This is a genomic window from Streptomyces sp. NBC_01092 (assembly GCF_045039535.1).
In the GTDB taxonomy this organism is placed as follows: domain Bacteria; phylum Actinomycetota; class Actinomycetes; order Streptomycetales; family Streptomycetaceae; genus Streptomyces.
On sequence record NZ_CP108659.1, the window covers coordinates 10,568,544 to 10,591,739 of the forward strand.

Annotated in this window: 23 protein-coding genes; 9 read left to right on the top strand and 14 right to left on the bottom strand. The window is 71.0% G+C overall.

Features of this window, described 5'->3' with window-relative positions; genetic code table 11:
* Positions 1–27 precede the first annotated feature (27 nt).
* The 3 genes from OG254_RS47010 to OG254_RS47020 form a co-directional block, all read right to left on the bottom strand.
* A complete protein-coding gene (locus OG254_RS47010; RefSeq protein ID WP_405594055.1) occupies positions 28–486 on the bottom strand; it encodes a helix-turn-helix domain-containing protein in 459 nt (152 codons plus the stop codon).
* A 457-nt stretch (positions 487–943) separates the two neighbouring features.
* A complete protein-coding gene (locus OG254_RS47015; protein WP_405594057.1) occupies positions 944–2,605 on the bottom strand; it encodes a purine-cytosine permease family protein in 1,662 nt (553 codons plus the stop codon).
* A 206-nt stretch (positions 2,606–2,811) separates the two neighbouring features.
* The gene (locus tag OG254_RS47020) at positions 2,812–3,651 is read right to left on the bottom strand and encodes a class I SAM-dependent methyltransferase (protein ID WP_405594059.1); all 840 of its coding nucleotides are present in this window, start codon (positions 3,649–3,651) and stop codon (positions 2,812–2,814) included.
* Positions 3,652–3,738: 87 nt separating this feature from the next.
* Between OG254_RS47020 and OG254_RS47025 the strand changes: the two genes are divergently transcribed.
* Together OG254_RS47025 and OG254_RS47030 are read left to right on the top strand one after the other, a co-directional pair.
* Positions 3,739–4,767, top strand: a complete 1,029-nt coding sequence (locus tag OG254_RS47025) for a hypothetical protein (protein WP_405594060.1) — start codon at positions 3,739–3,741, stop codon at positions 4,765–4,767.
* A gap of 178 nt (positions 4,768–4,945) precedes the next feature.
* Complete coding sequence (locus OG254_RS47030) at positions 4,946–5,383, top strand: ATP-binding protein (protein WP_147995500.1); 438 nt, start codon at positions 4,946–4,948, stop codon at positions 5,381–5,383.
* 25 nt (positions 5,384–5,408) lie between these two features.
* Here OG254_RS47030 and OG254_RS47035 read toward each other — a convergent pair whose 3' ends face one another.
* The 3 genes from OG254_RS47035 to OG254_RS47045 form a co-directional block, all read right to left on the bottom strand.
* A complete protein-coding gene (locus OG254_RS47035; protein WP_405594063.1) occupies positions 5,409–5,849 on the bottom strand; it encodes an ATP-binding protein in 441 nt (146 codons plus the stop codon).
* Positions 5,850–5,973: 124 nt separating this feature from the next.
* Positions 5,974–6,345 (bottom strand): PRC-barrel domain containing protein, encoded by a 372-nt coding sequence (locus tag OG254_RS47040; RefSeq protein ID WP_351192972.1) that lies wholly within the window; start codon positions 6,343–6,345, stop codon positions 5,974–5,976.
* Positions 6,342–7,247: a SigB/SigF/SigG family RNA polymerase sigma factor gene (locus tag OG254_RS47045; protein WP_405594065.1), complete on the bottom strand. Its 906-nt coding sequence runs from the start codon at positions 7,245–7,247 to the stop codon at positions 6,342–6,344. Before OG254_RS47045 ends, OG254_RS47040 begins: the two co-directional genes overlap by 4 nt.
* A 371-nt stretch (positions 7,248–7,618) precedes the next feature.
* On the opposite strand from OG254_RS47045, the gene OG254_RS47050 reads away from it, so the two are divergent.
* Entirely contained in the window at positions 7,619–8,494 is an 876-nt protein-coding gene (locus tag OG254_RS47050; RefSeq protein ID WP_405594068.1) for an RNA polymerase sigma factor SigF, read from the top strand.
* A 70-nt stretch (positions 8,495–8,564) separates the two neighbouring features.
* Here OG254_RS47050 and OG254_RS47055 read toward each other — a convergent pair whose 3' ends face one another.
* The 3 genes from OG254_RS47055 to OG254_RS47065 all read right to left on the bottom strand — a co-directional run bounded on the left by OG254_RS47055 (position 8,565) and on the right by OG254_RS47065 (position 11,015).
* A complete protein-coding gene (locus OG254_RS47055; protein ID WP_405594070.1) occupies positions 8,565–9,035 on the bottom strand; it encodes an ATP-binding protein in 471 nt (156 codons plus the stop codon).
* A 104-nt stretch (positions 9,036–9,139) separates the two neighbouring features.
* Positions 9,140–9,919, bottom strand: coding sequence for an aminotransferase class IV family protein (locus OG254_RS47060; RefSeq protein ID WP_405594072.1), 780 nt, complete (start codon positions 9,917–9,919; stop codon positions 9,140–9,142).
* Positions 9,920–9,995: 76 nt separating this feature from the next.
* Positions 9,996–11,015, bottom strand: coding sequence for a zinc-binding dehydrogenase (locus OG254_RS47065; protein WP_405595612.1), 1,020 nt, complete (start codon positions 11,013–11,015; stop codon positions 9,996–9,998).
* 205 nt (positions 11,016–11,220) lie between these two features.
* On the opposite strand from OG254_RS47065, the gene OG254_RS47070 reads away from it, so the two are divergent.
* The 3 genes from OG254_RS47070 (at position 11,221) to OG254_RS47080 (ending at position 14,081) form a co-directional block, all read left to right on the top strand.
* Positions 11,221–12,936, top strand: a complete 1,716-nt coding sequence (locus tag OG254_RS47070; protein WP_405594074.1) for an IlvD/Edd family dehydratase — start codon at positions 11,221–11,223, stop codon at positions 12,934–12,936.
* 118 nt (positions 12,937–13,054) lie between these two features.
* A complete protein-coding gene (locus OG254_RS47075) occupies positions 13,055–13,516 on the top strand; it encodes a hypothetical protein (protein WP_405594076.1) in 462 nt (153 codons plus the stop codon).
* A 94-nt stretch (positions 13,517–13,610) separates the two neighbouring features.
* Positions 13,611–14,081 (top strand): NUDIX domain-containing protein, encoded by a 471-nt coding sequence (locus OG254_RS47080; protein ID WP_405594078.1) that lies wholly within the window; start codon positions 13,611–13,613, stop codon positions 14,079–14,081.
* Between the two features lie 38 nt (positions 14,082–14,119).
* Here the strand turns inward: OG254_RS47080 and OG254_RS47085 are convergent, their stop codons facing one another.
* From OG254_RS47085 to OG254_RS47105, 5 genes are all read right to left on the bottom strand, one after another.
* The gene (locus OG254_RS47085) at positions 14,120–15,088 is read right to left on the bottom strand and encodes a nitrilase-related carbon-nitrogen hydrolase (RefSeq protein ID WP_405594081.1); all 969 of its coding nucleotides are present in this window, start codon (positions 15,086–15,088) and stop codon (positions 14,120–14,122) included.
* Between the two features lie 44 nt (positions 15,089–15,132).
* Complete coding sequence (locus tag OG254_RS47090; RefSeq protein WP_351192990.1) at positions 15,133–15,750, bottom strand: ATP-dependent endonuclease; 618 nt, start codon at positions 15,748–15,750, stop codon at positions 15,133–15,135.
* Between the two features lie 28 nt (positions 15,751–15,778).
* A complete protein-coding gene (locus tag OG254_RS47095) occupies positions 15,779–16,495 on the bottom strand; it encodes a DinB family protein (protein WP_405594084.1) in 717 nt (238 codons plus the stop codon).
* A gap of 151 nt (positions 16,496–16,646) precedes the next feature.
* On the bottom strand, positions 16,647–17,813 hold the full coding sequence (locus OG254_RS47100) for a glycoside hydrolase family 64 protein (RefSeq protein ID WP_405594086.1): 1,167 nt from the start codon (positions 17,811–17,813) through the stop codon (positions 16,647–16,649).
* Between the two features lie 324 nt (positions 17,814–18,137).
* A complete protein-coding gene (locus OG254_RS47105; RefSeq protein WP_405594089.1) occupies positions 18,138–19,034 on the bottom strand; it encodes a DMT family transporter in 897 nt (298 codons plus the stop codon).
* A 133-nt stretch (positions 19,035–19,167) separates the two neighbouring features.
* On the opposite strand from OG254_RS47105, the gene OG254_RS47110 reads away from it, so the two are divergent.
* From OG254_RS47110 to OG254_RS47120, 3 genes are read left to right on the top strand one after another with little or no spacing between them, the layout of a single operon-like run.
* On the top strand, positions 19,168–19,884 hold the full coding sequence (locus OG254_RS47110; protein ID WP_405594091.1) for a FadR/GntR family transcriptional regulator: 717 nt from the start codon (positions 19,168–19,170) through the stop codon (positions 19,882–19,884).
* Positions 19,881–21,275, top strand: a complete 1,395-nt coding sequence (locus tag OG254_RS47115; protein WP_405594093.1) for a hypothetical protein — start codon at positions 19,881–19,883, stop codon at positions 21,273–21,275. Before OG254_RS47110 ends, OG254_RS47115 begins: the two co-directional genes overlap by 4 nt.
* Complete coding sequence (locus tag OG254_RS47120; RefSeq protein ID WP_405594095.1) at positions 21,272–23,128, top strand: GMC family oxidoreductase N-terminal domain-containing protein; 1,857 nt, start codon at positions 21,272–21,274, stop codon at positions 23,126–23,128. The genes OG254_RS47115 and OG254_RS47120 overlap by 4 nt, the downstream gene beginning before the upstream one ends.
* Positions 23,129–23,196: the final 68 nt, after the last annotated feature.

Below are 23,196 nucleotides of genomic sequence, written 5' to 3' on the forward strand. Positions count from 1 at the left end.
GGCGACACGCCACGCTCCGGGCGTGGGTCAGCCGGCGGACGTGGCCACCTCGGCCAGGGCGCCCGGCGTGAACCCGGCGAGCGCCAGTGCGTCGCGATGAAGATGGGACTGGTCGGCGTATCCGCACGCCAGGGCCACGTCGCCGACGCTCTGACCCGCGCACAGCGCCCGGGCAGCGTGATCGAACCGCACCAGCATGGTGGCCCGCTTGGGCGTGAGGCCGATCTGCGCACCGAACCGCGACCACAGCCGCTTGCGGCTCCATCCGCAGGACCTTGCGAGGTCGGTGACCCGCACCCGCCCGCGACGGGCCACGATGGTGTCCCAGGCGACGGCGACCTCGGGCGACATGGCCGGTGCCGCGGCCGCCCGCCCGGCGAGGAACTCGTCGGTCAGAGCGAGGCGTTCGGACCAGGTCCCGGCGTCGGTCAGCTGTTCGCCGAGGCGTCGCGCCTGCGGCCCCCAGAGGTCGTCGAGGCTCGTCACGGCCCCGTGCGTCGTGCGGGGCCACGCCCAGTACCGCGTGCGCGGCCCGGGGTGACAGGCGGACCTCGACGCACTCGACCCGTTCGCCACGGATGCGGGCCGGACCGGGCAGCATCGAGGCGACGAGGCCGGTCAGGGGCCGGTGCCCGGCGGGAGCGTCCACCTCCAGCGAGGTGCCCCCGAGCCCGATGACGACGATCACGGCAGGCTGGGGGAGCACCCGCATGTCCAGCCCGGCGGCCATGCGGTCCCGGAAGCCCGCCATCCGGACGCCTTCGAGGGCCGTGCCGCCGACGGGGTGGGCGACCTCCCAGCCGTTGTCGGCATCGCGACCCGTGCGGGCCGGGCCCACTTGGTGTGTGCGCATGCCTCAACGGTCGCCGACTTCGGGCGTCCTGTCTTGGACGAAAGTTCCGGCGGCCCGCCCGAGGGAGGGGGCCGCCGGAGGAACCGGGCGTCAGGCCGTGGCGGCCGGCAGCACGTGATCGCCCACCTTGTCCGTGCTCAGGCACAGCGAACAGACCACAGCGTCATGAGTGGCGCAGGCGGCGAGGTCGGGGCGCTCGTACGTCTGGTGGCAGACGTGGCAGTCCAGGGTGAGCGCGCTGGGGTTGCCGTCGGCGTCCAGGAGGGGCTCGGCGATGCCGTCGTCGGCGCGGCGGAGGTAGTACCTGCCCTTGGTCACGACGGCGATGAGCGGCGTGAGGACGAAGGCGATCACCGCGGCGGCGACGGGGGAGTAGGGCTGGAGCGAGTCGCCGAGAAGGTGGAAGTACATCGCGATGGACAGGCCGGAGGCGGCGGCGAACGACACGACGCCGACCGGGTTGACGGCGTGGAGCATGCCGCGGCGGAACTCCGGCTGGAGCGGGGACAGCTTCAGCACGTACTTGTTGACCCCGATGTCGGTGGCGACGGTGACGACCCAGGCGATGGCGCAGTTCGAGTAGAAGCCGAGGATGCTGTTGAGGAAGCTGAACATGTCGGCTTCCATCAGGACCAGTGCGAAAGCCAGGTTGACCAGGACGAAGATCATGCGGCCGGGGTAGTGCCCGGTGACGCGGGTGAAGGAGTTCGTCCACGCCAGCGAACCGGAGTACGCGTTCGTCACGTTGATCTTGATCTGGCTGATGACCACCAGGGCCACCGCGAGCGGGACGACCATCCAGGACGGCATCATCGCGTCGAAGGCGCTGCGGAACTGCTGGATCGGCTCGGGCGCGGCGGCCGGTCCGACCTCGGCGAGGATGTAGACGGCGAGGAAGACGCCGATGGCCTGCTTCAGCGCCCCGAGCACAACCCAGCCGGGCCCGGCCATCACGACGGCCGTCCACCAACTGCGCTTGTTCTGCTCGGTCTTGGGCGGCATGAAGCGCAGGTAGTCGATCTGCTCGCCGATCTGCGCGATGAGGGAGAGACACACGCCCGCGCCGAGGAGCACGGACGCCGTGTTGACGCCGCCTTCGCCGTCGGTACCGGCGTAGGAGAGGAAGCGGTCGACGGTGCCGGGGTCGTTGGCGATCAGGTAGACCAGCGGGGCGACCATCAGGATCAGCCAGACCGGCGTGGTCCACACCTGGAGCTTGCTGAGCGCCTTCATGCCGTAGATGACCAGCGGGATGACCATGAGCGTGGAGACCAGATAGCCCAGCCACAGCGGGAGCCCGAGGCCGATCTTGAGGCCCTGGGCCATGATCGAGCCTTCGAGAGCGAAGAAGATGAAGGTGAAGCTGGCGAAGATGACGCTGGTCAGGACGGAGCCGTAGTAGCCGAAGCCGGAGCCGCGGGTGATCAGGTCGAGGTCGATGTTGTAGCGGGCGCCGTAGTAGGCCAGCGGGAAGCCGGTGACGAAGATGACGACGGCGGCGACGGCGATCGCGACGAGCGCGTTGCCGGTGCCGTGTGCCAGGCCGATGCCGGCGCCGATGGAGAAGTCGGCCATGTAGGCGATCCCGCCGAGGGCGGTGGTGGCCACGACCATGGGGCTCCAGCGGCGGTAACTGCGGGGCGCGAAACGGAGGGTGTAGTCCTCCAGCGTCTCCTTGACCGCCTGGTCGGCCGCGGTCTTCGCCGGGTCGGCCGGTTCTGACGTCGTCAGTCGTGACTCGGTCGTGCTCATCACGCCTCCCGGTGGGGCTGGGTGCGGGTGCTGCGGTGAAGTGGGCGGCCCCGCATGGCGTCATCGGCAGGACGGGGGAGTCGACGGACCGTCATGTGGGGGTACGGCGGCCTGTATACGACGGTGATCCCACAGCCGGTCACGTTAGAAAGGTGTTGTTACCACCGAGTTTCCCTTGTCGTGAACACGATATTTCGGGGGCACCGTCACCGCCGACGGGACACCGCCGGCTCGATCAGGTAGCGCTTGGTGATCCGCCCGCCGTACCTCCCGTCGATCAGCCCCGCGACGCACCCCAGCAGCCCGGCCCTGGCCTCGTCCGCAAGCGCCCGATGGCCGGAGTACGTCCGCAGCACCTCCAGGTACTCGGACGTCGTGTACGTGAGATCCCGCTCGTGGCGGCGGAAGACCGTAGGACCGAACCGTCCGCTGCGCGCCACCTCCTCCGCATGGTCCGAGCCGACGATGTCGACGGCCGCGGGAAGCCGCAGTCCGGGTGTGGTCGCCGGATCGAACCGCTCGTAGCAGCGTTGCACCTCGACGAAGAACTCCTCGGTGCCGCCGTGCACATGCTGGGTACGCACCACGGCGAGTGCCCCACCGGGACGCAGCGCGTCGGCGGCCTTCACCATCCGCACGGCCGGGTCGATCCAGTGGAACGCCGTCGCCGACACGACCGCGTCGTACGGCTCCCGCGGCAGCGGCCAGTCCTCGAACCGGGCCGTCACCACGTCCGCCGCCGGGTACCCGGCCAGATTGCGGCGGGCGACCGCGGCCATCCGCGCCCCCGCCTCGACGGCCGTGATGCGACAGCCCCGCCCGGCCAGGGGCACCGTCGCCTGGCCGGTCCCGCAGCCCACCTCCAGCACGCGACTGCCGGGGCCGACGCCGGCGAGTTCCGCGAGGTCGTCGTACAGCTCGGGCGGATATCCGGGCCTGGCCCGGTCGTACAGCTCCGCGTCCTCGTCGAACGTCCGGCTCAGTCGCGCCCGCCGGGCCTCCTCGGGCCGGTCGTCGCGCTGTGCGGGCGGTGGGGTGTCGGGCATGTGGAGCAGGTTAGCGAGGTGCGGTGCATGTGGAGCGGGGGCCGAGGACATGCTTGGGGAAGGGAATCGTGCAGGGGAGGACACGGCATGAATGCGACAGCCCGCCTCGTGACCAGGCATTCCAGGCCGCCCGGAATCGACACCCTGAGATACACCCCGCGCAGCGGCGTTGAGGTCATCCCGGACCCGCTCCACCGGGGAATGGTCGCAACAGTCCTGGAGTCCGGTTCGGTCGACAAATTGATCGCCTTCACGGAATCCTTCGATCCGCCTGTCGACCTCGCCCAGGCCCGCAGGGACGCCGATCTGCTCACGGCGGAGTTCGCGGCATTCGGCGTCCCGGTTCCCGCCGCCACCACCCGCCACATCACGCTGATGAGGGCCCTGATGGCGCCGATCGACGACGACGCACTCGCTCTCGCACTCGATCGCGTCTGGGTGTTCACGACGTACACCGACGACGTGTGCTGCCACGACAGTGCCGAGGCCGAAGCGATCCTCCGGTCCGGCCTGCGCACCTCCCCGTCCGGATCAAGTCCGCACACCCGGTACATCGAGTTCATGTTCCAGGAGATCGCGCGGTTCAGTGATCCGACATTCCTCGCCGTCTTCAAGAACTTCTTCCACGATGCGATCACAGGCGTTCTCATGGAGGCGGAATTCACGCCGGAGGCATCGGACGGGATCGACAGCGACTACGTCCGCGGTTTCAACGGCTTCTCCCAATTCTGGTTCACCTCACTTCAGTTCAGCGACTCCTCTCTGAGCGCACGCTCGCACCGGGCTTTCTGGTCGGCGGTGCTGAGCTCGTGCGTCGCATTCCTGAACGACATGAATGACGTGCTCTCCTTCTACAAGGAGGCGGTGCACGGCGGAGATTTCGTCGCCGGCCGCATCTATCGCCGCTCGGTCCAGGCCGGCCTGCCCTACCTCACCGTCTACCGCGAGATCCTCGACAGCGGCATGGCGTCCTACCGCCGCATTCTCGACCTGGCCACCGAGGAACAGCGCCCGCATCTCGACCGCTACATGACCGCCTTCATCCACTGGCACTTCCGCAGCAGCCGCTACCGCTGGCAGCGCATCTACCCGGACCTCGCACCGATCGACATCTGAGCCGGGACAACACCCCCGGCACGCGGTCACGCCGGCACCGGTCGCCCCACTCTTCCGTCTCGTCCCGCCGGATCGCATCGGTTCCGGACGCGTAGGTGTGCTCTGCCTGGGAACCAGCAGCGGTGGGGGAAGCAACGAGTCACCGCGGCCGGAGCGCAGACAGGCCGAAGAGGGTGTGATGGCGACCGAATCGCGTGGCGGCGGCGAACCGTCGCCCGAGGAGACGCAGAACTGGCAGGTCACGTTCGACGGGGGAGTCGGCGACGTGACGAGAGCCCGCCTGAGCGCGGAGCGGTTCCTGACAGGGCTGGAACGGTCCTCACCACCGGCCACACCCGAGTACCGGGACGACATCGTGCTCGTCGTCACCGAGCTCGCCGCCAACGCCGTCCAGTACGCCCCGGGGCCGATCGGACTGACCCTGCGCCGGGCGTTCGACGGAGTCCACGTAACGCTCAGCGACACGAGTACGACCGCACCGGCGCCGCGCCCCTTCCACTCCGGCACCGGCCGTGGCGGCGGCATCGGCTGGTACCTCGTCCAGACGCTGTGCGACGAGGTCAGCGTAGTGGTGCGTGCGGACGGCAAGGACGTGCACGCGTTCCTGCCCTGGTGAGCCGACGGCCCGACGAACGGACCGCTCACATGAGCGGCACGAACACGGTGACGGTCTTGCCGCCCTCCCGGCGGCGCTCGATGTGGATCTCACGGGACAGGCGGATGATCAGCGGCCACCCGTATCCGCTGCCCTCGTGCGTGGGCGGAAGGGTCCCGGGGCCGTAGGCGGCCGAGGGGACGGCGTCGCTGTAGTCGTGCACGCTCAGCCGCACCCCCTCGGAAAGGAGGGTCACCTCGAAGCCCGCCAGGCCGCCGCCGTGCCGGATCGCGTTGGCGACCAGCTCCGACACGACCAGCAGGAGATCCATGACGGCCGTCTCCCCGGCCCGGTTCGTCGCAGGGCGCCACGCCTCGCCGACGACCGACCGTACGTAACTGCGCGCTGCCGCCGCGCTGGTGATCGGGACGGACCGGGTGCCCGCCGTACCGGTGTCCCGGTGCGGACGGCGCTCCGCCGGCTTCACGGCCGCTCGTGCGCCGCCCGCGGGACGCCCGTGAGCTGCCGGGCATCGCGGGCGCGCACCAGGTTGACTGCGGTTCCCGTCACTTCACCTCTCCTCGCTCTGCATGGCTGCCCTCGGGGCTCGGTTACCCGGGCGCGTCCGAATCATGGGGCAGCGTGGCGTAATAGGCACCAACGGCGGACAGGTACTCGGGATCGCGGGTCTCGCGGTCGGTGCCGAAACGGGGAGCCTCCTTGGCCTCCGCGCGGGTGCAGCGCACGGTGACCACCCGGGCCTCTGTGTCGATGCCGGTGACCAGGCCGGCCGGGATCAGCAGACTCCTGCCGAACACCCATGCGCCCGTGTCCACGATCAGGTGTTGCAGGGGGGTGTCGTCGGCCTGGCGGTCCACATGGCCGATGGTCCCGTCGGCCGCCTCGACGGTGTACCCCGTGAGCGTCCGACCCTCCTGATGACCGCTGGCGGGACGGTACGACCAGATTCTGTCCGTGCTCACATCGCCTCCTTCTCGGTGTCGTTGCTACTTCCCGCTGTGCCGGGCCGGTCGGGCCACTCCTCCTGGAACTGATCGTCGTTCCTGCCGCCGAGCGCGTCGTCGCGCACCTGCGCGCAGCACCGGCTGATGAGGCGGGAGACATGCATCTGGGAGATGCCGAGGTGGTCGGCGATGCGACTTTGCGTCATGTCCTCGAAGAACCGCAGGTACAGGATCGTGCGCTCGCGCTCGGGCAGGCGCCGCAGCCCCTCCTTCGCCGCCTCGCGGTCGACGACGACGTCGTACGCCTCGTCGCACGCGCCGATGGTGTCGGCGAGGCTGAAGCCGTCGTCGCCCGACGGCATCTCGGCGTCCAGGGACAGCGTGCTGAAGCTGTCCAGCGCCTCCAGCCCGGTGTTGACCTCGTCCTCGGTGAGCCCAGCGTGGGCGGCGATCCGAGCGACCGACGCAGGGGAGCCGCCCGCGGCGTCGCCCAGGTCGCGGCGTGCGACACGGACCTTGTTGCGCAGGTCCTGGACGCGGCGGGGGACCCTGAGGGCCCACATCCGGTCGCGGAAGTGCCGTTTGATCTCACCCGTGATGGTGGGCACGGCGTAGCTTTCGAAGGCCCCTCGTCCGGGCTCGTAGCGGTCTATCGCCTTGACCAGTCCCAGGGCCGCGACCTGGCGCAGGTCCTCCAGGGACTCGCCGCGGTTGCGGAAGCGGCCGGCGATGCGGTGGGCCATGGGCAGCCAGGCCTCGGCCAGTTGGTCGCGCAGCGCCTCTCGCTCGGGCCCGTGGGGCACAGCGGCCAGGCGGGCGAAGTCGGAACCGGTGTCGGGGGCGTCGTCGTGGACGCGTTCGCCCGACACGCGGGGGCGGGCGGGGAGGTCGGAACCATGTGCGGACGTCTCAACCAACATGAGGGAACAGCTCCTGAAATGACGGTCTCAGGGAATCTCCGTGGGAAACGGTGCACGGGGCGCGAGGCCCCGGAGCTTTCACAGCTGTCGGGCCGGTGCGCCTCCGGTCCGATGCACGAACTCCCGCATGCCCCGCGACCGACGACGCAAACAGGGTGCGGCGGACGACCACGCTGACTGTGAGGCGTCAAGGGACCCGGCCTCCGCGGAGGGGCATTCGCATGCGATGTGTCCGGATCGACCGTGCCGATGAGCGATTTCAGGCCAGAACTCATGACCGTTTCGTGATCCCGGCCACGAAAGGGGAGTGAGCCGCGCGAGCCCGGGCACGCGGGCAATTGACAACTGGTTCCGGCTCTCGGGAGGACGGCATGGCAGCCGTGACGGTGGCGCAGGCAACGGCCACGGCACACGCGACGGTCACGACGGGCGAGGCGGCACTGCCGCTGATCGAGGATCCGTCGACGGTGAGCCCCAAGGACGCACGCGAGCTGTCGCGTCGGTTCTTCGACCGACTGGTCATACTGGAAGAGGGCACGCATGACTTCCAGTACGTGCGCAACACCCTCATCGAGATGAACCTGTCACTCGTGCGGTACGCGGCCTCGCGGTTCCACACCCGCGGGGACTCGCTGGAGGACGTCGTCCAGGTGGGGACCATCGGCCTCATCAAAGCCATCGACCGCTTCGAGGTGTCCAGGGAGGTCGAGTTCACCACCTTCGCGGTCCCGTACATCGTCGGTGAGATCAAGCGGTTCTTCCGCGACACCAGTTGGGCGGTCCATGTGCCGCGCCGGTTGCAGGAGGCGCGCTCGGAGCTGGCCAGGGCGACGGAGGAACTGAGCTCCCGCCTCGGCCGTACGCCGACCACCCGCGAGCTTTCGCAGCTGATGTCGCTGACGGAGGAAGAGGTCATCGAGGCCCGCAAGGCATCCAACTGCTACCAGTCCGCCTCCCTCGACGCGGCCGTCACCGCCGACGCCGAGAACGGCGAGTCCGCCCTGGCCGACCTGCTCGGCGAGGAGGACCCGTCCCTGGAACTCGTCGAGGACTTCCACTCGTTGGCCCCGCTGATCGCCGGACTGGACGAGCGTGAGCGCCGGATCATCCATCTGCGCTTCGTCGAGGAGCTCACTCAGGCGCAGATCGCCGAGCGGATCGGCGTCTCCCAGATGCATGTCTCACGGCTCATCAGCCGCATCCTCAAGCAACTGCGCGCCGGCCTGCTGGAGCCGGGAGTCGCCTGAGCCCCAGCCTTCGCGGCGTCGTTGCGAGGTGGGCCACGGCCGAGTGCCGTCGGCCCACCGGCCGTTCGGGTCAGACGCTGTCCCCGTCGCCCTGCTGCCGGCACCGCCCCGCCAGGGGGATCACCGCGGTGACGCGTTTGCCGCCGGTCGGCAGATCCGACACGAGCACGGTGCGGGACAACCGGCACACGATCGGCCAGCCGCGGCCTCCGCACCGGTGCCGCCCCTGCCGGTCGACCGGGTCCAAGGCCACCGGGCGTCGCTGTTCGCGGTCACTCACGGACAGATACAGGTTCTCGCCGACGACCTCGACGTCGAAGCCGGTGATACCGCCGCCGTGCAGCATCGCGTTGGTCGTCAGTTCCGACGCCACCAGCAACGCGTCCGTGAGGGTGTCGGCCGGGGTGCCCAACCGCTCGGACAGGACCCGTCGTACGACTCCGCGCGCCTCGGCCGGAGTGGCGGGACGCTGCGGGTGATGACGCCCACGGCCCGCGTCCTTCGACCTCTTGATGAAGCCGGTCCGGTACTTCTCACTCATCTCTTCGCTCCCTGCAAAAGACGGGGAGACTCTCTCTTTCCGCGTGACCAGTTCGCGAGCCGCCAAACCGCCCCGAGCGCCCTGGTAGTGCGACGGTCGGTGCCCTACGGCCTCTCGCCGGGGACGGACAGGTAGATCTCGCGCAGCCGGTCCAGCACGGGGTGCTCGGTGGGCAGTTCGGTGTCGTCGATCGCGGCGACGGCCCGCACGCCGATGCCTGCGTTCGTCGCGAACGCGGCTGCCATGCCCTTGGCCTGTTCCAGCGTGACAGGGGCGATCCGGTGTTCGGCGCGCTGCTGGAGCAGCGCCATGGTGACTCCGGGCAGGACCGGAGCCTGTGGCCACACGACCGTGCCGTTCCGGTCGACGAACCCGACGTTCCAGGTGCTGCCTTCGCTGACGAACCCCTCGCGTCCGATGAACAGGACGTCGTCGAATCCGGCCAGCTGGGCGCTGCGCCGGGTGTGCAGGGCCCCGAAGAGGCCGACGTGCTTGACCTCGGGCAGGTCTCGCTCGTACGGCATGCTCCTGGCACGCAGCGGAGCGGGGGGCATCGCGCCGGCACCGCGCACGGTGACCAGGACCTGCGGTTCCGCGGCGTCCGCGAGGTGTCCCATGTCGACCTCGGGGTCGTAGACGGTCACGCGGACGACGCACGGCTGCGTGTGTCCGTCCAGGGCCTGGCGGACGAAGTCGCGAACCCGTTCGGTGTCCAGGTCGGCACCCCACACGGCTTTGCAGTCCTTCGTGAGGCGTTCCATGTGCAGCGGCAGGCCGCGAATGCCGCCGTCATCCACCCGCATGGTCGTGAAGTGGCCGACGTTGACCAGGGCCAGGGGCAGCAGTTCATCGGGGGAGACGGGCCTTCCGTTGAGTGTCGCCATGCCGCCCAGGATGTCAGGACTGCCGTTGCCGATGGCGCCGGAATGTTGGTTACGGGTGTCGGTGCGCGGGATCGGGTCAGCGGTCGGGACGGGGGTCCACGTGGATCTTGGGTCCCGGCCCGGCGCCCTCGGGTCGCCCGCCCGCAAGGACTTGGCCCACCTCGTCGAGGCTCACGGTGGCCGCGACGAGCGGCCGGGGATCGACCGCTCCGGATGCGTAGGCCCTGATGGTGGCGTCCAGGCCGGGGGAGGCTGACAGGACGCCCACCGCGGTCACGTCCTTGAGCACGAGTGTGCGGGTGTCGATCCGGCTCGGGTCGCTGGCCAGCCCGATGTAGACGACACGGCCGCCCGGCTCGACCAACTCCAGTGCCCGCTCCGGCAGATGAGCGGCGTTCGAGGCGTCCACGACCGCGTCGAAGGGCAGGTCCGGCAGGGAGCGCTCGTCCCATACGTGCTCGAAGCCCAAGGCATGGGCGAATGCGGGGGAGTTGCCGGCACGGTCCAGCAGGTGCACCTGCGCGCCCGCCGCCCGCAGGAACATCGCCGTCAGCAGGCCGATCGTCCCCGGTCCCAGGACGAGAACACGGTCCCCGGCGTGGGCCGCCGTCGCCTGCGCGGCGCGCAGGGCGTTGCCGCCCGGCTCCACGAGCGTGCCGAGGACGGCATCGACCGAGTCGGGAAGGACGTGCAACGAGGACGCCGGTACGGCGAGTCGCTCCGCCAGTGCACCGTCCCGCGCTCCGCGAATACCCACCTCCTGGCGCTTCTCGCACACATGCTGACGGCCCCGGAGACAGCGACGGCAGCTGCCGCAGCCGAGCATCGTGTCCCCCATGACGCGTCGGCCTACCCACCCCTGTTCGACACCGTCGCCGACCGCCGCCACGCGCCCGGCCCACTCGTGCCCCGGCCGCATCGGATAGCCGGAGTACCCCTGGTGGAGGTAGGCCATGGCCCCGGTGAAGAACTCGACGTCGGTCCCGCACACCCCGACCCGCTCGACGTCGACGACGACCTCACCGGGCGCGGCCACCGGTGCCGGGAGGTCCTGGACCTCGTACGCGCCCGGGCCGGTCAGGACGAACGCGCGCATCAGGTGGGCCAAGGTGCTCTCCGGGAGGGGCGGATGCGGGGCCGAGGGCGTCGGGGTGTGTGGTCCACTTCCGAGCCCTCAAGACGGTTGCCGTCGGCGGCAGTTGGTCCGGCCTCGCCGAGGCCTGTCGGTCCGTCGTACGTCTGCGTATGCTCCATGGCGTTCCGGACTGTAGACCTCCGTACCGACTGCCGGAAGAGGTCCCATGGCGAGGCTGCGCAGCGCACAGTGGTACGAGGGGCAGGACCGCAACGCCTACATCCACCGGGCGTGGATGCGCAGGGGCGTGCCCGGTGACGCCTTCGCCGGCCGGCCGCAGATCGCCATCGCCAACACGGCCTCGGATCTGACGCCTTGCAACGCGCATCTCGACGAGGTCGCGTCCTCGGTGCGCGACGGCGTGTACGAGGCGGGCGGCATCCCGCTGGACCTGCCCGTGGTGTCCCTCGGCGAGACGAACGTGCGCCCCACCGCCATGCTCTGGCGCAACATGGCGGCGATGGCCACGGAGGAGATGCTGCGGGCCAACCCCATCGACGGCGTCGTCCTGCTCGGCGGCTGCGACAAGACCATCCCTTCGCTGCTCATGGCAGCCGCCTCGGTGGACCTGCCCGCCGTCGTCGTGCCCGGCGGGCCGATGCTGACCGGGACGTTCCGCGGGACGCCGCTCGGCTGCGGCACCGATGTGTGGCGCCTGTCGGAGGAGGTCCGCGCGGGCACGCTGTCGCAGGAGCAGTTCACCCGCTCGGAGTCGGCGATGATCCGCAGCCGCGGCCACTGCAACACCATGGGAACCGCCTCGACGATGGCCCTGGTCGCCGAGGCCCTGGGCACGGTCGTCCCCGGTGTGGCCGGAACGCCCGCCCCCGACAGCCGGCTTCTGGAGGCCGCGCACCACACCGGCCGGCTCGCGGTGGACATGGTGGCCGCCGACCGGAGGCCGGGCACGATCCTCACCAAGGCCTCCTTCCACAACGCCATCGTCGCGCTCGCCGCCATCGGCGGCTCCACCAACGCGGTCGTCCACCTCCTCGCCATCGCGGGCCGCCTCGGCGTCGACCTCACCCTGGACGACTTCGACCGCGTCGGCTCCCATGTCCCGGTCCTGGTGGACCTCCAGCCCGCGGGCCGCTTCCTCATGGAGGACTTCCACCGCGCCGGAGGCCTGCTCGCCGTCCTGCGCGAGGTGCGCGACCTGCTTGCCCCCGACGCCCTCACCGTGACCGGCAAGCCGCTGGTCGACGCGCTCGACGACGCCCCGATCCGGGACGGCGAGGTCATCCGCACCCGCGCCGAACCCCTGGTCGCCGAGGGCGGCATCGCCGTCCTGCGCGGCAACCTCGCACCCGACGGCGCCGTCATCAAACCGGCGGCAGCCTCCCCGCACCTCCTGCGCCACCGCGGCCGGGCCGTCGTCTTCGACTCCATCGAGGACTTCCACGCCCGCGTCGACGACCCCGAACTCGACGTCGACGCGGACTCGGTGCTCGTGCTGCGCGGTTGCGGCCCCAAGGGCTACCCGGGCATGCCCGAGGTGTCGAACATGCCACTGCCGAAGAAGCTCCTGGCAGTGGGCGTGCGCGACATGGTGCGCGTCTGCGACGGCCGGATGAGCGGCACGGCGTACGGCACGGTCGTCCTGCACGTAGCCCCCGAGGCCGCGGCGGGCGGCCCCCTCGCCCTCGTGCGGACCGGCGACTTCATCAGCCTCGACGTCGAGGCCCGCCGCATCGACATCGACGTACCAGCCGACGAGCTCGCCCGCAGAACCCCGAGCGAGCCCACCGTCAACGCCTACGCCAATCCACGGCGCGGCTGGGAACGGCTCTACGTCGACCACGTCCTCCAGGCCGACACGGGCGCCGATCTCGACTTCCTCGTGGGGTCCAGCGGTTCGGACGTGACCCGCGAATCGCACTGACGACGCCGCACTCCATGTCGGCGTACAACCCTGAAGCCGGGTGACTGGTCTCTACCACCGTACGAACCAATCAGACCCAATCAGACCTTCGGTACAACTCGGTTCAACGGGGGAACACATGAGTCTGTCCAGCACGTTCCGGCGCAACCGCACCGCCCGCGCCGCCACGGCCGCCGTCACGCTCCTCATGGCGGGCCTGCTCGGGGCCGCGGGGGCCGGTACGTCCAACGCCGGTACAGCGGCCCCGCAGACACGGCAGATCGCGTCGTCCGTCCTCGGGAGCGACTACAAGATCACGCTGACCGCACTGCGCTCGCCCGAGGACGAGTTCGCCGCCTCCGTGCGGCTGCAGGTCTTCACCCAGAGCGGTGGCGCCTGGAAGGAGTCCGACCGCGTCACCGTCGGCGACGTCGACGGCTGGTTCTGGTACCCGCTCACGGGCAAGGGTGCCGTCTGCGACTTCGCGACCGCGAGCACGGAGCCCGCACCGCTGACCGTGAGCCTGCTGGTCACGCCCTCCATCGGCTGCTCCGACCCGGTGCACTTCCTGGTGAAGGAAGGCCGGGTGTACGCCGGCTGACCGACGGACACACCGTGGTGCCCGTACCGCCCTCGCGCCGGCCGTGCGGGCACCATTGCCTCGACACAGCCCGACCGGTGGAGGGCCGACTGCCTTGGCGCGTACGGACTCCTACGACGATCCCGCGGCCCCGGAGCCGAACGCCCTGGTCGTTGCGGCCTCCGCGGTCGTCGTCGACGACCGGGGGCGCATCCTTCTCCAGCGGCGCTCCGACAGCGGGTTGTGGTCTCTCCCCGGCGGTGGGATGGAGATGACCGACAGCCTGCCCGGATGTGCGGTGCGGGAGGTCAAGGAGGAGACCGGCTACGACGTTCGGATCACGGGACTGGTCGGGACGTACACGGACCCGAGGCACGTGATCGCCTACAGCGACGGCGAGGTGCGACGGCAGTTCAACATCTGCTTTCGGGCTCGGGTCGTCGGAGGCGAATTGGCCGTCTCCGACGAGTCGACCGACGTGCGGTTCGTCCACCCGTCCGAGCTGGACGCCCTGCCCATGCACCACACCCAGCGGCTCAGGCTGCGACACGCTTTGGAGCACCGGGACGCACCGTACCTGGGATGAGACCTGGGATGAGCGATCCGTGCCCGGGCCGCCTCCGGTCAGTTGCCGGTGACCGTGGTGCGCGCGGACTCGTCGATGTGGAGGGTGAAGACGTCGGGGCGCGCGTAGTGGCCGGTCGGGTCGAAGTCGAAGCGGGCGCGTGCGAGGTCGTCGAGGTCGAGCTCGGCGGTCAGGATGCCCTCGCCGTCGCGCAGCGGGCCGGCGAGGACCTCGCCGAGCGGGGAGACGATGACGGAGCCGCCGCCGATGAGGACGGTGTCGGGCACGTCGCCCTGGACGGGGTGGAGGTCGGCGGGGACGGCGTCACGCCGCAGGTACTGACTGGCGCTGAGGACGAAGCAGCGGCCCTCCAGGGCGATGTGCCGCATCGTGGCCTGCCAGGCGTCGCGGTCGTCCACGGTCGGCGCACACCACAGGTCGACGCCCTTGGCGTACATCGCCGTACGGAACAACGGCATGTAGTTCTCCCAGCAGATGCCCGCCCCGAGACGGGCGGTGCCGGTGTCGACGACCTGGAGGGTGGAGCCGTCGCCCTGGCCCCACAGGAAGCGTTCGGCGGCGGTCGGCATGAGCTTGCGGTGCAGGCCCAGGTAGCCGTCGGGGCCGAGGAAGAGCGCCACGCAGTACAGGGTGCCGCCCTGCCGCTCGACCGCGCCGACGACGGCGTGACAGCCCAGCTCCCGGGTGAGCGCGGCCAGCGTCTCGACCTCGGGGCCGGGGACCTCGATGGCGGCGGCGTGATAGCGGCGGAACAGCTCGCGGCCGGCCGGGGTGCGGCTCCCGACGGTGATGCCGAAGTCCAACCCCTTCGGGTATCCGCCGAGGAAGGCTTCCGGCAGAACGACGACGTCCGCTCCGCGTGCGCTGACGGCCTCCCGGATGAGCTCCTCGGCGCGGCTGAGCGCGGCCTGAGTGTCGAACAGCGGGGCTGCCGCCTGCACGACGGCAGCGGTCACGACGGGCCGGGATGCGCCGACGGCGGCGGGGGTGGGGTTCGGGGCGGTCATGGCATCGAACCTAGCCTCGATCTTTCCACGGTTGCGACCGGTGCTCAGAGGCTCGCCAGCAGGCCGTCGAGCGGCGCCGGAACGCGGTCCGGATCGAGGGCCTCGACGAGGACACGGCCGTAGTGAATCTTGCGTCCCTTCTTCGTGCCGAGGAAGCGCCGCAACTGCTGCTGTGCCGTACGACCCTGCTGCGCGGGCTGGGACAGGAAGGTCCGCAGGGCCCGCAGATCGCCCTGCGCCCGCACGAGCTCCTCCACCCGGCCCACCCCCAGCGCGCGGATGAGTTCGTCCTCCAGGTCCGCCGCGCAGACGAAGAAGGTCGGCCGTGTGGCACCGGCCCCCTCCAGGCCACGGATGTAGTAGGGACGCTCTCGCTCGTCGCACAGCCCCGTGAGGCGAAGACCCAGGCCGGTCGGACCGAGGAGACGGGCGTAGCGGCCGATGCTCATCGCGCCGCCCATCGCCAGGACGCAGATTCCCTCGGCCTCAAGGTCCCGGCCGCGTCTTTCGGCCAGGGCATTGACCGCCGCCACGTCGCTCGGCCCTTCGAGCAGGACGGCCGCCCGCACCGGCAGCCGCGTGGCCAGTTCGCGTGCGGGGCCGTCTGGGCCACCCGCCGCCCACGCTGTGACCGCCTCCCGGAACGCCCCCATGTCAGCCATGAGACGAGTCTCCGCCCCTTTCCGACCCTCACGCCAGGGGATTTCGTGCCCGCCACAGGTCGCGCAGGAGGGCGATCTCCGCCATGTGGTGGATGAACTCGAGGTTCGCCCCCCACAGCACGTCGTGGTAGGGCTCGCCGGCGTCGGAGCCGTACGGGTACTGGGAGAATCCGACGGTGTCGAGCTGCTCGTCGGTCACCGTGCCGACGCTCTCGCGCCAGCGGTCGATCAGCGCCCAGAACCGGTCGAGCGCCAGGGCCGCGCCGGGGGTGAAGTCGACCAGCAGTTTCGGCTCCTGCCGCCGTTCACCGAAGGTCCACTCCCATTCGCCCGCGAAGCAGTAGTGCAGGTGTCCCAGCCGCCACGCGATCGTCGTGACCGGCGTGATCTCGGGCTCCGGCGGGCCGGTGTGATGGAGGATCTCCTCGACCCGCTCGACGCTCACGCTCCAGTCCTCGGCGATCTTGGCCACGGACATGCCGTCGGCCGCCTGCCGCGCGACCTCGGCGTACTCGCCGGCCGGGATGTACGGGGCGCCCTGGTCGAGCACCCAGTCACCCGGTCCGAACGCCCTGGGGGTCACCGCCTCGTCCCGCCGCCGGATCGACCAGCAATCAGTCACCGGCTCCCACAGGTACTCCTCGTCGCTGAGCCCCGTCAGCCGCACCTGGGCTCTCTCCCTGGCGCAGTCGAACTGCTCCAGCAGCAGACCCAGACGGCCGGTCCGCACACGCTCGGTCCCCATGCCCGGCTCCCCTCGCGGTCACCCACATCGCCCCGCTCAGCCGGAGGCTAGCGGTCAACTCCCGCCGGGCACCACAGATTTAGGCGGGGGACGGCCCCCACGCGGCCCCACGCGGCACGCCTGCGAACCGCCCCCGCCTGCCCTTGAGCCCTCAGTTGAGGGGATCCAGCGTCAGATACGCCTGCTGCGGATTGCCGTCGTGGACGAGTGACTCGTGGTTGCCCACGTCGTCGAAGGCGAAGGCGTAAGCCTTGCCGTCCTGCATCTGCGCGTGGATCAGGCGCGCGTAGTGGTTGGTCACCGCGTCCTTGTAGAAGTTCGCCGCGGAGGTGTCGGGCTGGTTGGCGTTCGCCAGCAGGGTCGAACGGTTCAGGCCCGCGCACAGCGTGCGGGAAATCGGGCCGCGGACCGCGTCGTTGGGGGCGTCGAGCAGCTTGTGACAACCGAAGATGCTGTCCGCGTCGGGCTTCTGGAAGCTTGTGACGACCGCGCCGGCGCTGTTGGTGAAGTTCATGACGCCGCCCGAGACCCGGCCGAAGTACTTGGTGTTCGGCTGGTCGGCGAACGGCGTGACCGTCAGGGGCGTGGTGGCGTACTTCTGCCAGACCCTGTTGACGTAGTCGTCCATCACGGAGGCGGGCAGGGCGCCCGTCTCCAGTCCATGACCGGGGGACAGGGCCCGCAGCACGGTGCCGTCGGACCGCGTCTGGATCAGACCGGCCCACCCGCCCGGCTGGGCCCGCAGCGCGTTGAGGACCGCGTTGTAGCCACCGGCCTTCAGGTGACCGGTGTTGACGGTGCTGCCGTCGGCGCGCTGCACGCCGACCGCGTACGGCGCCGAGAACATGTCGACCTGGGTGCTGTTGAGCCACAGCCCGGCGTCGTTGAGCGTGTACTCGGACCAGTTGAAGAGGATGTCGCGGTTGGGGTCGCTCGGGTTCTGCACGGCCGGTTGCACCAGACCGCCGGTCGTGAGGCGGAAGTCGAGCTTGCGGCCGTAGGAGAAGTAGATCCGCCCCGAGAACTTCGGAATCCGGATCGTCGACGACTGCCCGGCGGCCGGTCCCGCAATCGACGCGTCCGGCGCGGGAGTCGGCGGGTTGCCGCCGGCCGGCCAGGCGTGGAAGGTGCCGCTCGCGTCGGCCCAGCCCTGCCGGCCGGTCGAGAGCTGGGTGCCGAGGTTGTAGACGTAGACCGGCTCATTGCGGCCGGAACTGTTCGTGATCTTCAGCGGGATGGTGTCGGGCACGGCTGCCCGAGCCGGAGTGGGCGCGGCGAGATTGAGCAGCCCGCCCATCAGAGCGGATGCCGCGGCCATTGCGACGAGGGGCTTCTTGAGTCTCCGTAACACTCTGACCTCCGTGTCAGTGGGGGGACGGAGCTTGGCTTGCGGTGTCTTGAGAGCGCTCTCAGAGTCGCGCCGCGTCCGGGACATGTCAATGAAGCGGGAGGGGTTGGATGAAATGCGTACGGTCGGATGGGGGCGTATGGCGGTTGGGGCGGGCGTCCTGCCTGGGGCGGGCGTCGTCCGCTCGGACTGCGGTGGCGCCCCGACGCCGGGTCGTCGTACCTCGGACGGCCCCGAGAGTGACCGGCGGCTGCCGCCCGGGTACCGTCAGTCCCCCCGCACCGCTGAGCCCCGTCACGGCGTCCGGTTCTCCTCCTCCGGCGCCACCAGTGACCGGGTGAGCGGAATCCGCGACAAGGCGAAGACGCCCGTGGCGATCAGTGCGACGCCGACGAGTTGGGGGAGCAGCCACCAGCCGGAGCGGATCTCCTCCTCGTACAGCGTGATGCCGAGGGCGAGGCTCACCAGCGCGTCGCCAAGGGTGAGCGCGGGCTGCGAGGCGACCAGGGGGCCGGCCTGCATCGCGTGCTCCAGCAGGAACAGGGCACATACGCCGGTCACGGCGAATCCGTACGTCTGCCAGGCGGCGAAGAAGCCCACGAGCCCTTCCTCGTCGAGGGTGTGCATGGACGTCTTCATCAGTGCCGCGGTCACCGCGTAACTGATCGCCGTCGCGGCACCCAGACACGCCGCCCGGGCGCGGCCCTCCGGACGCCGGAAAGCGGCGAGGGCGAGGGCGACGACGATCCCCGCGCACACGGCGAGCGCGGGGATCCAGCGGTCCAGCGCCACATGGGTGCGATTGCCGGTGGGGGAGGCGGCGGCGAGCGCGACCCCGAGCCCCGCCACCACCACCGTCACGGCCAGCCAGCCGCTGCCCGCCAGATGCCGGTGCATCAGCAGCGAGGCGACGATGAGGGTGAGCGGCAACTCCAGGACGAACAGCGGCTGCACGATCGTCAGCGGTCCGGTCACCAGAGCCAGTGCCTGGCAGACCGCGGCGGCGATCACCGCGAGGATGCCGGCCAGCCAGACGGGCCGCCGCAACAGATCGAGCATCAGGCCGGCCCGGAACCCTTGGGAGCGCGGCACGGTGAGCGCCGCCTTGCGCTGCAGCACCGTCGCGACGGCGTTGCCGAACGCCGCGCAGAGCGCGAACACGACGGAGAGCGTGGTGTTCAGCGTGGTCACCTCTGGGATCGGCGGACGTGTGACACCGGCCGAGCATGCCGCGAACGTCTGGCGAGGCCCGGCTTATTGACGCGATGTCACTCCAGTGGTTCAGTGGCTCAGTCACTGAACCACTCACAGGCCGGGGGCCGGGATGGAAGCACTGCCGCGCGAGACGACCGTCGATGTCCTGGAGAAGCGGCTGCGCGAGGACATTCTCGCCGGGCGTCATCCGGCCGGGAGCATGCTGCCACCCGAACGTGAACTGGCCGACAGGTTCGGGGTCAACCGCACCACCCTGAAGCACGCCTTCGGCCGGCTGGTGCACTCCGGACTGCTGGAGACGCGACACGGGGTGGGAACCCGCGTACGGGACTTCCTGCGGCTGGGCGGGGCCGATCTGCTGCCGATGCTGGTGCGGCACAGCCCCGACTGGATCGGCGAGATCTTCGAAGTGCGTCGCAGCATCGGCGCGTTGATCGCGGAACGCGCCGCCGCCCGCGCCACGCCGGACCAGATCGCCGAACTGCGTGCGCTGATGGCGGCCGTCGGGGATGCGGACGCCGGTGAGGACGTGCAGCTCGCGGACGCAGAAGTACACCGGGCGCTCGCCCGCGCCACGGGCAACCGGGTCTACGTCCTGCTGACCAACACCCTGTTCAACGCCTACCTGCCGGTGCGCGCGGCGCTGGTCGAACCCTTCGTCGACGCCGGGGCCGCACACGACCGCCTGGCACCGGTCGTCGAGGCCGTCGCCGCAGGCGACGAGGAAGCGGCACGCGTCGCCGCGGGCGCCTACCTGTCGGCGACGGAACGCATCATGCTCGAAGGACTGGCAGCCTCCCGCGACCGCCGGGACGGTGCCCAGTGACCTCCCGCGGGACGGTGTTCCAGGAGACGATGCTGGGCCGCGCGCGGCTGAGCGACGAGGAGCGCGAGCGCGCCGTACGCCTGGACCTCGTGGTCCGCGCCGACGCCGTGCTGCTGCCGCACCGCACGACGCAGGCGCGCCTGACGGGCCGGGTGCGGATAGCCGGGCGGGCGGACGACGCCGAAGCCGTGGGGGAGATGGAGATCTCGCCCCTGGCCCGCCGCAGGATCCGGTACCGCATCACCTTCGCCATGGAGGGCCGGCGACTGGTGCTGGACGGCTGGAAGTCCATCTCGCCCGCGCGACCGCTCGCTTCGATGACCATACTGCCGTACACCCTGTACGAGGACGGAGAACGCGTGGGCGAGGGCACCCTGCGCTTCCCCCTTGCCACCGGCCTGTTGCCCTTCCTCGCGAGCTTCCGCTTCCCACGCGCTGCCGAGTCCACCGCCGATCGGCACCTCGCGCCGCGCTGGGACGGGAACCCCGGGCGCACCGAGGTCTGGTACACCACCCTGACCGACCCCGCGACCGGCAGCGGAGTCTGGCTGCACCACGAAGTCGTCGCCCCCACCGACGGTTCCGACGCCTACGCACACGGCTGGGTCGCCGTCTTCCCCAAGGACGGCCCCGCCGAGCACGCACGCTTCGGCCCCGTACCGTGGACGCAGGATCCACAGGGGTACGCCACCGAAGGCGTCCACGCCCGGCCCGGCCGGCTCGCCGGCTCCGCGGGACCGTTCACCTGGTCGCTCACCGAGACGCCCCGAAGCGGCACCGTCCACACCTTCCCCCGCTGGTCCTGGCGCCGCCCCTGGCTCCCGGCCAGCCATATGCTGCCCGCCGCCCGCTGCGACTACAGCGGCACCGTCCGGTACGGCGACGACGAACTGCGGCTGGACGGCGCTGTCGGCGCCAGCGCCCGCATCTACGGCCACGGCAACGCCCGACGCTGGGCCTGGCTCCACGCCGACCTGGGCGGCGGTGACGTCCTGGAGATCGTGGCCGCCGTGTCCATGCGACGCGGACTGGACCGACTGCCACCCCTGGTGTTCCTGCGACTGCTGCGGGGCGGTCGCACCTGGCCGCGCCGCGCGGAGCGCACCGCCGTGGGCTGGGCGGGACTCGGCCGGTTCCGGGCGGACATCGGCCTGCCCGAGTGGCGCGTGACCGGCCGCGCGGGCAGGCGCCGCATACGCGTGACGGTGACGCAGCCGCCAGAGCGGACGCTGGCACTCGGCTACACCGACCCCGACGGCTCACCCGCGGTCTGCCGCAACAGCGAGACCGCGGACGCCGAGGTCAGCCTGGAGCGCTGGTGGGGCACCTGGCGCCAGGAGGCCGCGTGGCGGCTGTCCGGCACTGCCCACGCGGAGGTCGGCGACCGATGAGCCCCTCGACTTCCCCCGGCCTTACGGCACTTGCCGCGGCGCTCCTCGCGGACGACGGTTCGGCCGAGTGGACCCGGACCGTGCCACGGCGGGTCGAGACACTGCTGGACGCCATGCCGGCCCACACACGCACGGCGATCCGCGGCGCGACCGCGGCGATCAACGTCTATGCCGTGGCCCGCACCGGCCGGCGACTGCCCGCGCTCGGCGCCGCGGAACGGGAGCACGTCATGGCGTCGCTCGCCTCCCACCGTGCCCTGCTGCCCCTCCTGGACGCGGTCAAGGTACCGGTGCTGCTGGCGGCCGGCACCGCACGCACCGCGCAGACCGGCCCCGCGAACCCGGCACCCGCCCCCGACGATCCACCGCTCGACTGCACCCCCTCCCGCGACTGGCCCACGCGCTCCACCGCCGACGCGGTCGTCGTCGGATCGGGCGCGGGGGGCGCCATGGCCGCCCGGACACTCGCCCGGGCCGGGATGCGTGTCCTCGTGCTGGAGGAGGGAGAGCACCACACGACCGCGTCGTTCGCGCGCAGGGCCCCGTTGGACCGCTTCTCCGACCTCTACCGGGACGGCGGAGCCACGATCGCCCTCGGCAACCCTCCGCTGGTCCTGCCCGTCGGCCGCGCGGTCGGCGGCACCACAGTCGTCAACTCCGGAACCTGCTACCGCACCCCGGACCACGTCGTCACCCGCTGGCTGGACCGCCACGGATTCGACGTCGCCGACGGCTTCGACACCCACCTCGACGAGGTGGAACGCACCCTGCGCGTGGCACGGCAGCCGATGGACGTCCTCGGCAACAACGGCCTCCTCGCACTGACCGGTGCGAAGGAACTCGGCTGGGCCGCCGCGCCCCTGCGCCGCAACGCCCCGGGCTGCAAGGGCTCCTGCCAGTGTGTCGTCGGCTGCCCCACCGGCGCCAAACAGAGCGTCCAGCTGTCCGTGCTCCCCGAAGCCTGCGCGTCCGGCGCGACGATCGTGACGGGAGCGCGCGTCCGGCGCATCCTGACCGACCGCGACCGGCCGGGCGGTCCACGGGCCGCCGGGGTCGTGGTGAGCCGCCCCGACGGCAGCGAACTGGAGATCCTCAGCCCGCTGGTCGTCGTCGCCGCCGGCGCCCTGCAGACCCCGCAGTTGCTGCGCCGTTCGGGCCTCGGTGGACACCCCGGGATCGGCCGGAACCTCAGCGTGCACCCCGCCATCAGCGTCGCGGGCCGCTTCAGCCGTCCCGTCACCGGCTGGAAAGGGGTCCTGCAGAGCGTCGGAGTGGAGGAACTGCACGCCGACGGCATCCTGATCGAAGCCACCTCGGCGCCCCCGGGGATGAGTTCGTTCGTCCTGCCCGGCGTAGGCCGCGAACTGCGCCGCGAAGTCGACGGGACGGACCACCTGGCCACCCTCGGCGCGATGGTCGCCGACCTGCCCTCGGGCCGGGTCCTCGGCCGCGACCGCACCCTGCTCCGCTACGACCTGGCGCCACGCGATGCCGGCCGCCTGCTGCGAGCCCAACGAGCCATGGGCCGCCTGTTGTTCGCGGCCGGCGCCGAGGAGGTGCTGACCGGAGTCCCGCAGGCCCCGCGTGCCCGATCCGAGGGCGAACTGGAGGCCCTGCTCGACACGGTGACGATCCGTCAGCTGCACGTGTCTGCGTTTCACCCCACGGGCACGGCAGCCGCGGGCGCCGACCCCGAGCACGCGCCGGCCGACTCGGCGGGACGCCTGCGCGGTGTCCACGGCGTGCTGATCGCCGACGGGTCCGTACTGCCGAGCTGCCCGGAGGTGAATCCGCAGCTGAGCATCATGGCCGCCGCACTGGGGGTGGCTCAGCGCTGCGTGGCGGACGCGTGAGGGACGGCGCACGGACCGAACCCGCTCCCGGCCTTCCCGCTACGGCGTGAGGGAGTCGGCCAGTTCGG

Bases quoted from the DNA above. Each gene is read 5' to 3' on its own strand.
- OG254_RS47095 (WP_405594084.1), bottom strand. From the start codon at position 16,495: ATGGGGACCGAGCGTGTGCGGACCGGCCGTCTGGGTCTGCTGCTGGAG.
- OG254_RS47110 (WP_405594091.1), top strand. From the start codon at position 19,168: ATGGAAGCACTGCCGCGCGAGACGACCGTCGATGTCCTGGAGAAGCGG.
- OG254_RS47090 (WP_351192990.1), bottom strand. From the start codon at position 15,750: ATGGCTGACATGGGGGCGTTCCGGGAGGCGGTCACAGCGTGGGCGGCG.
- OG254_RS47060 (WP_405594072.1), bottom strand. From the start codon at position 9,919: ATGGCGACACTCAACGGAAGGCCCGTCTCCCCCGATGAACTGCTGCCC.
- OG254_RS47070 (WP_405594074.1), top strand. From the start codon at position 11,221: ATGGCGAGGCTGCGCAGCGCACAGTGGTACGAGGGGCAGGACCGCAAC.
- OG254_RS47020 (WP_405594059.1), bottom strand. From the start codon at position 3,651: ATGCCCGACACCCCACCGCCCGCACAGCGCGACGACCGGCCCGAGGAG.
- OG254_RS47025 (WP_405594060.1), top strand. From the start codon at position 3,739: ATGAATGCGACAGCCCGCCTCGTGACCAGGCATTCCAGGCCGCCCGGA.
- OG254_RS47120 (WP_405594095.1), top strand. From the start codon at position 21,272: ATGAGCCCCTCGACTTCCCCCGGCCTTACGGCACTTGCCGCGGCGCTC.
- OG254_RS47065 (WP_405595612.1), bottom strand. From the start codon at position 11,015: ATGCGCGCGTTCGTCCTGACCGGCCCGGGCGCGTACGAGGTCCAGGAC.
- OG254_RS47075 (WP_405594076.1), top strand. From the start codon at position 13,055: ATGAGTCTGTCCAGCACGTTCCGGCGCAACCGCACCGCCCGCGCCGCC.
- OG254_RS47085 (WP_405594081.1), bottom strand. From the start codon at position 15,088: ATGACCGCCCCGAACCCCACCCCCGCCGCCGTCGGCGCATCCCGGCCC.
- OG254_RS47055 (WP_405594070.1), bottom strand. From the start codon at position 9,035: ATGAGTGAGAAGTACCGGACCGGCTTCATCAAGAGGTCGAAGGACGCG.
- OG254_RS47015 (WP_405594057.1), bottom strand. From the start codon at position 2,605: ATGAGCACGACCGAGTCACGACTGACGACGTCAGAACCGGCCGACCCG.
- OG254_RS47100 (WP_405594086.1), bottom strand. From the start codon at position 17,813: ATGGCCGCGGCATCCGCTCTGATGGGCGGGCTGCTCAATCTCGCCGCG.
- OG254_RS47030 (WP_147995500.1), top strand. From the start codon at position 4,946: ATGGCGACCGAATCGCGTGGCGGCGGCGAACCGTCGCCCGAGGAGACG.
- OG254_RS47050 (WP_405594068.1), top strand. From the start codon at position 7,619: ATGGCAGCCGTGACGGTGGCGCAGGCAACGGCCACGGCACACGCGACG.
- OG254_RS47045 (WP_405594065.1), bottom strand. From the start codon at position 7,247: ATGTTGGTTGAGACGTCCGCACATGGTTCCGACCTCCCCGCCCGCCCC.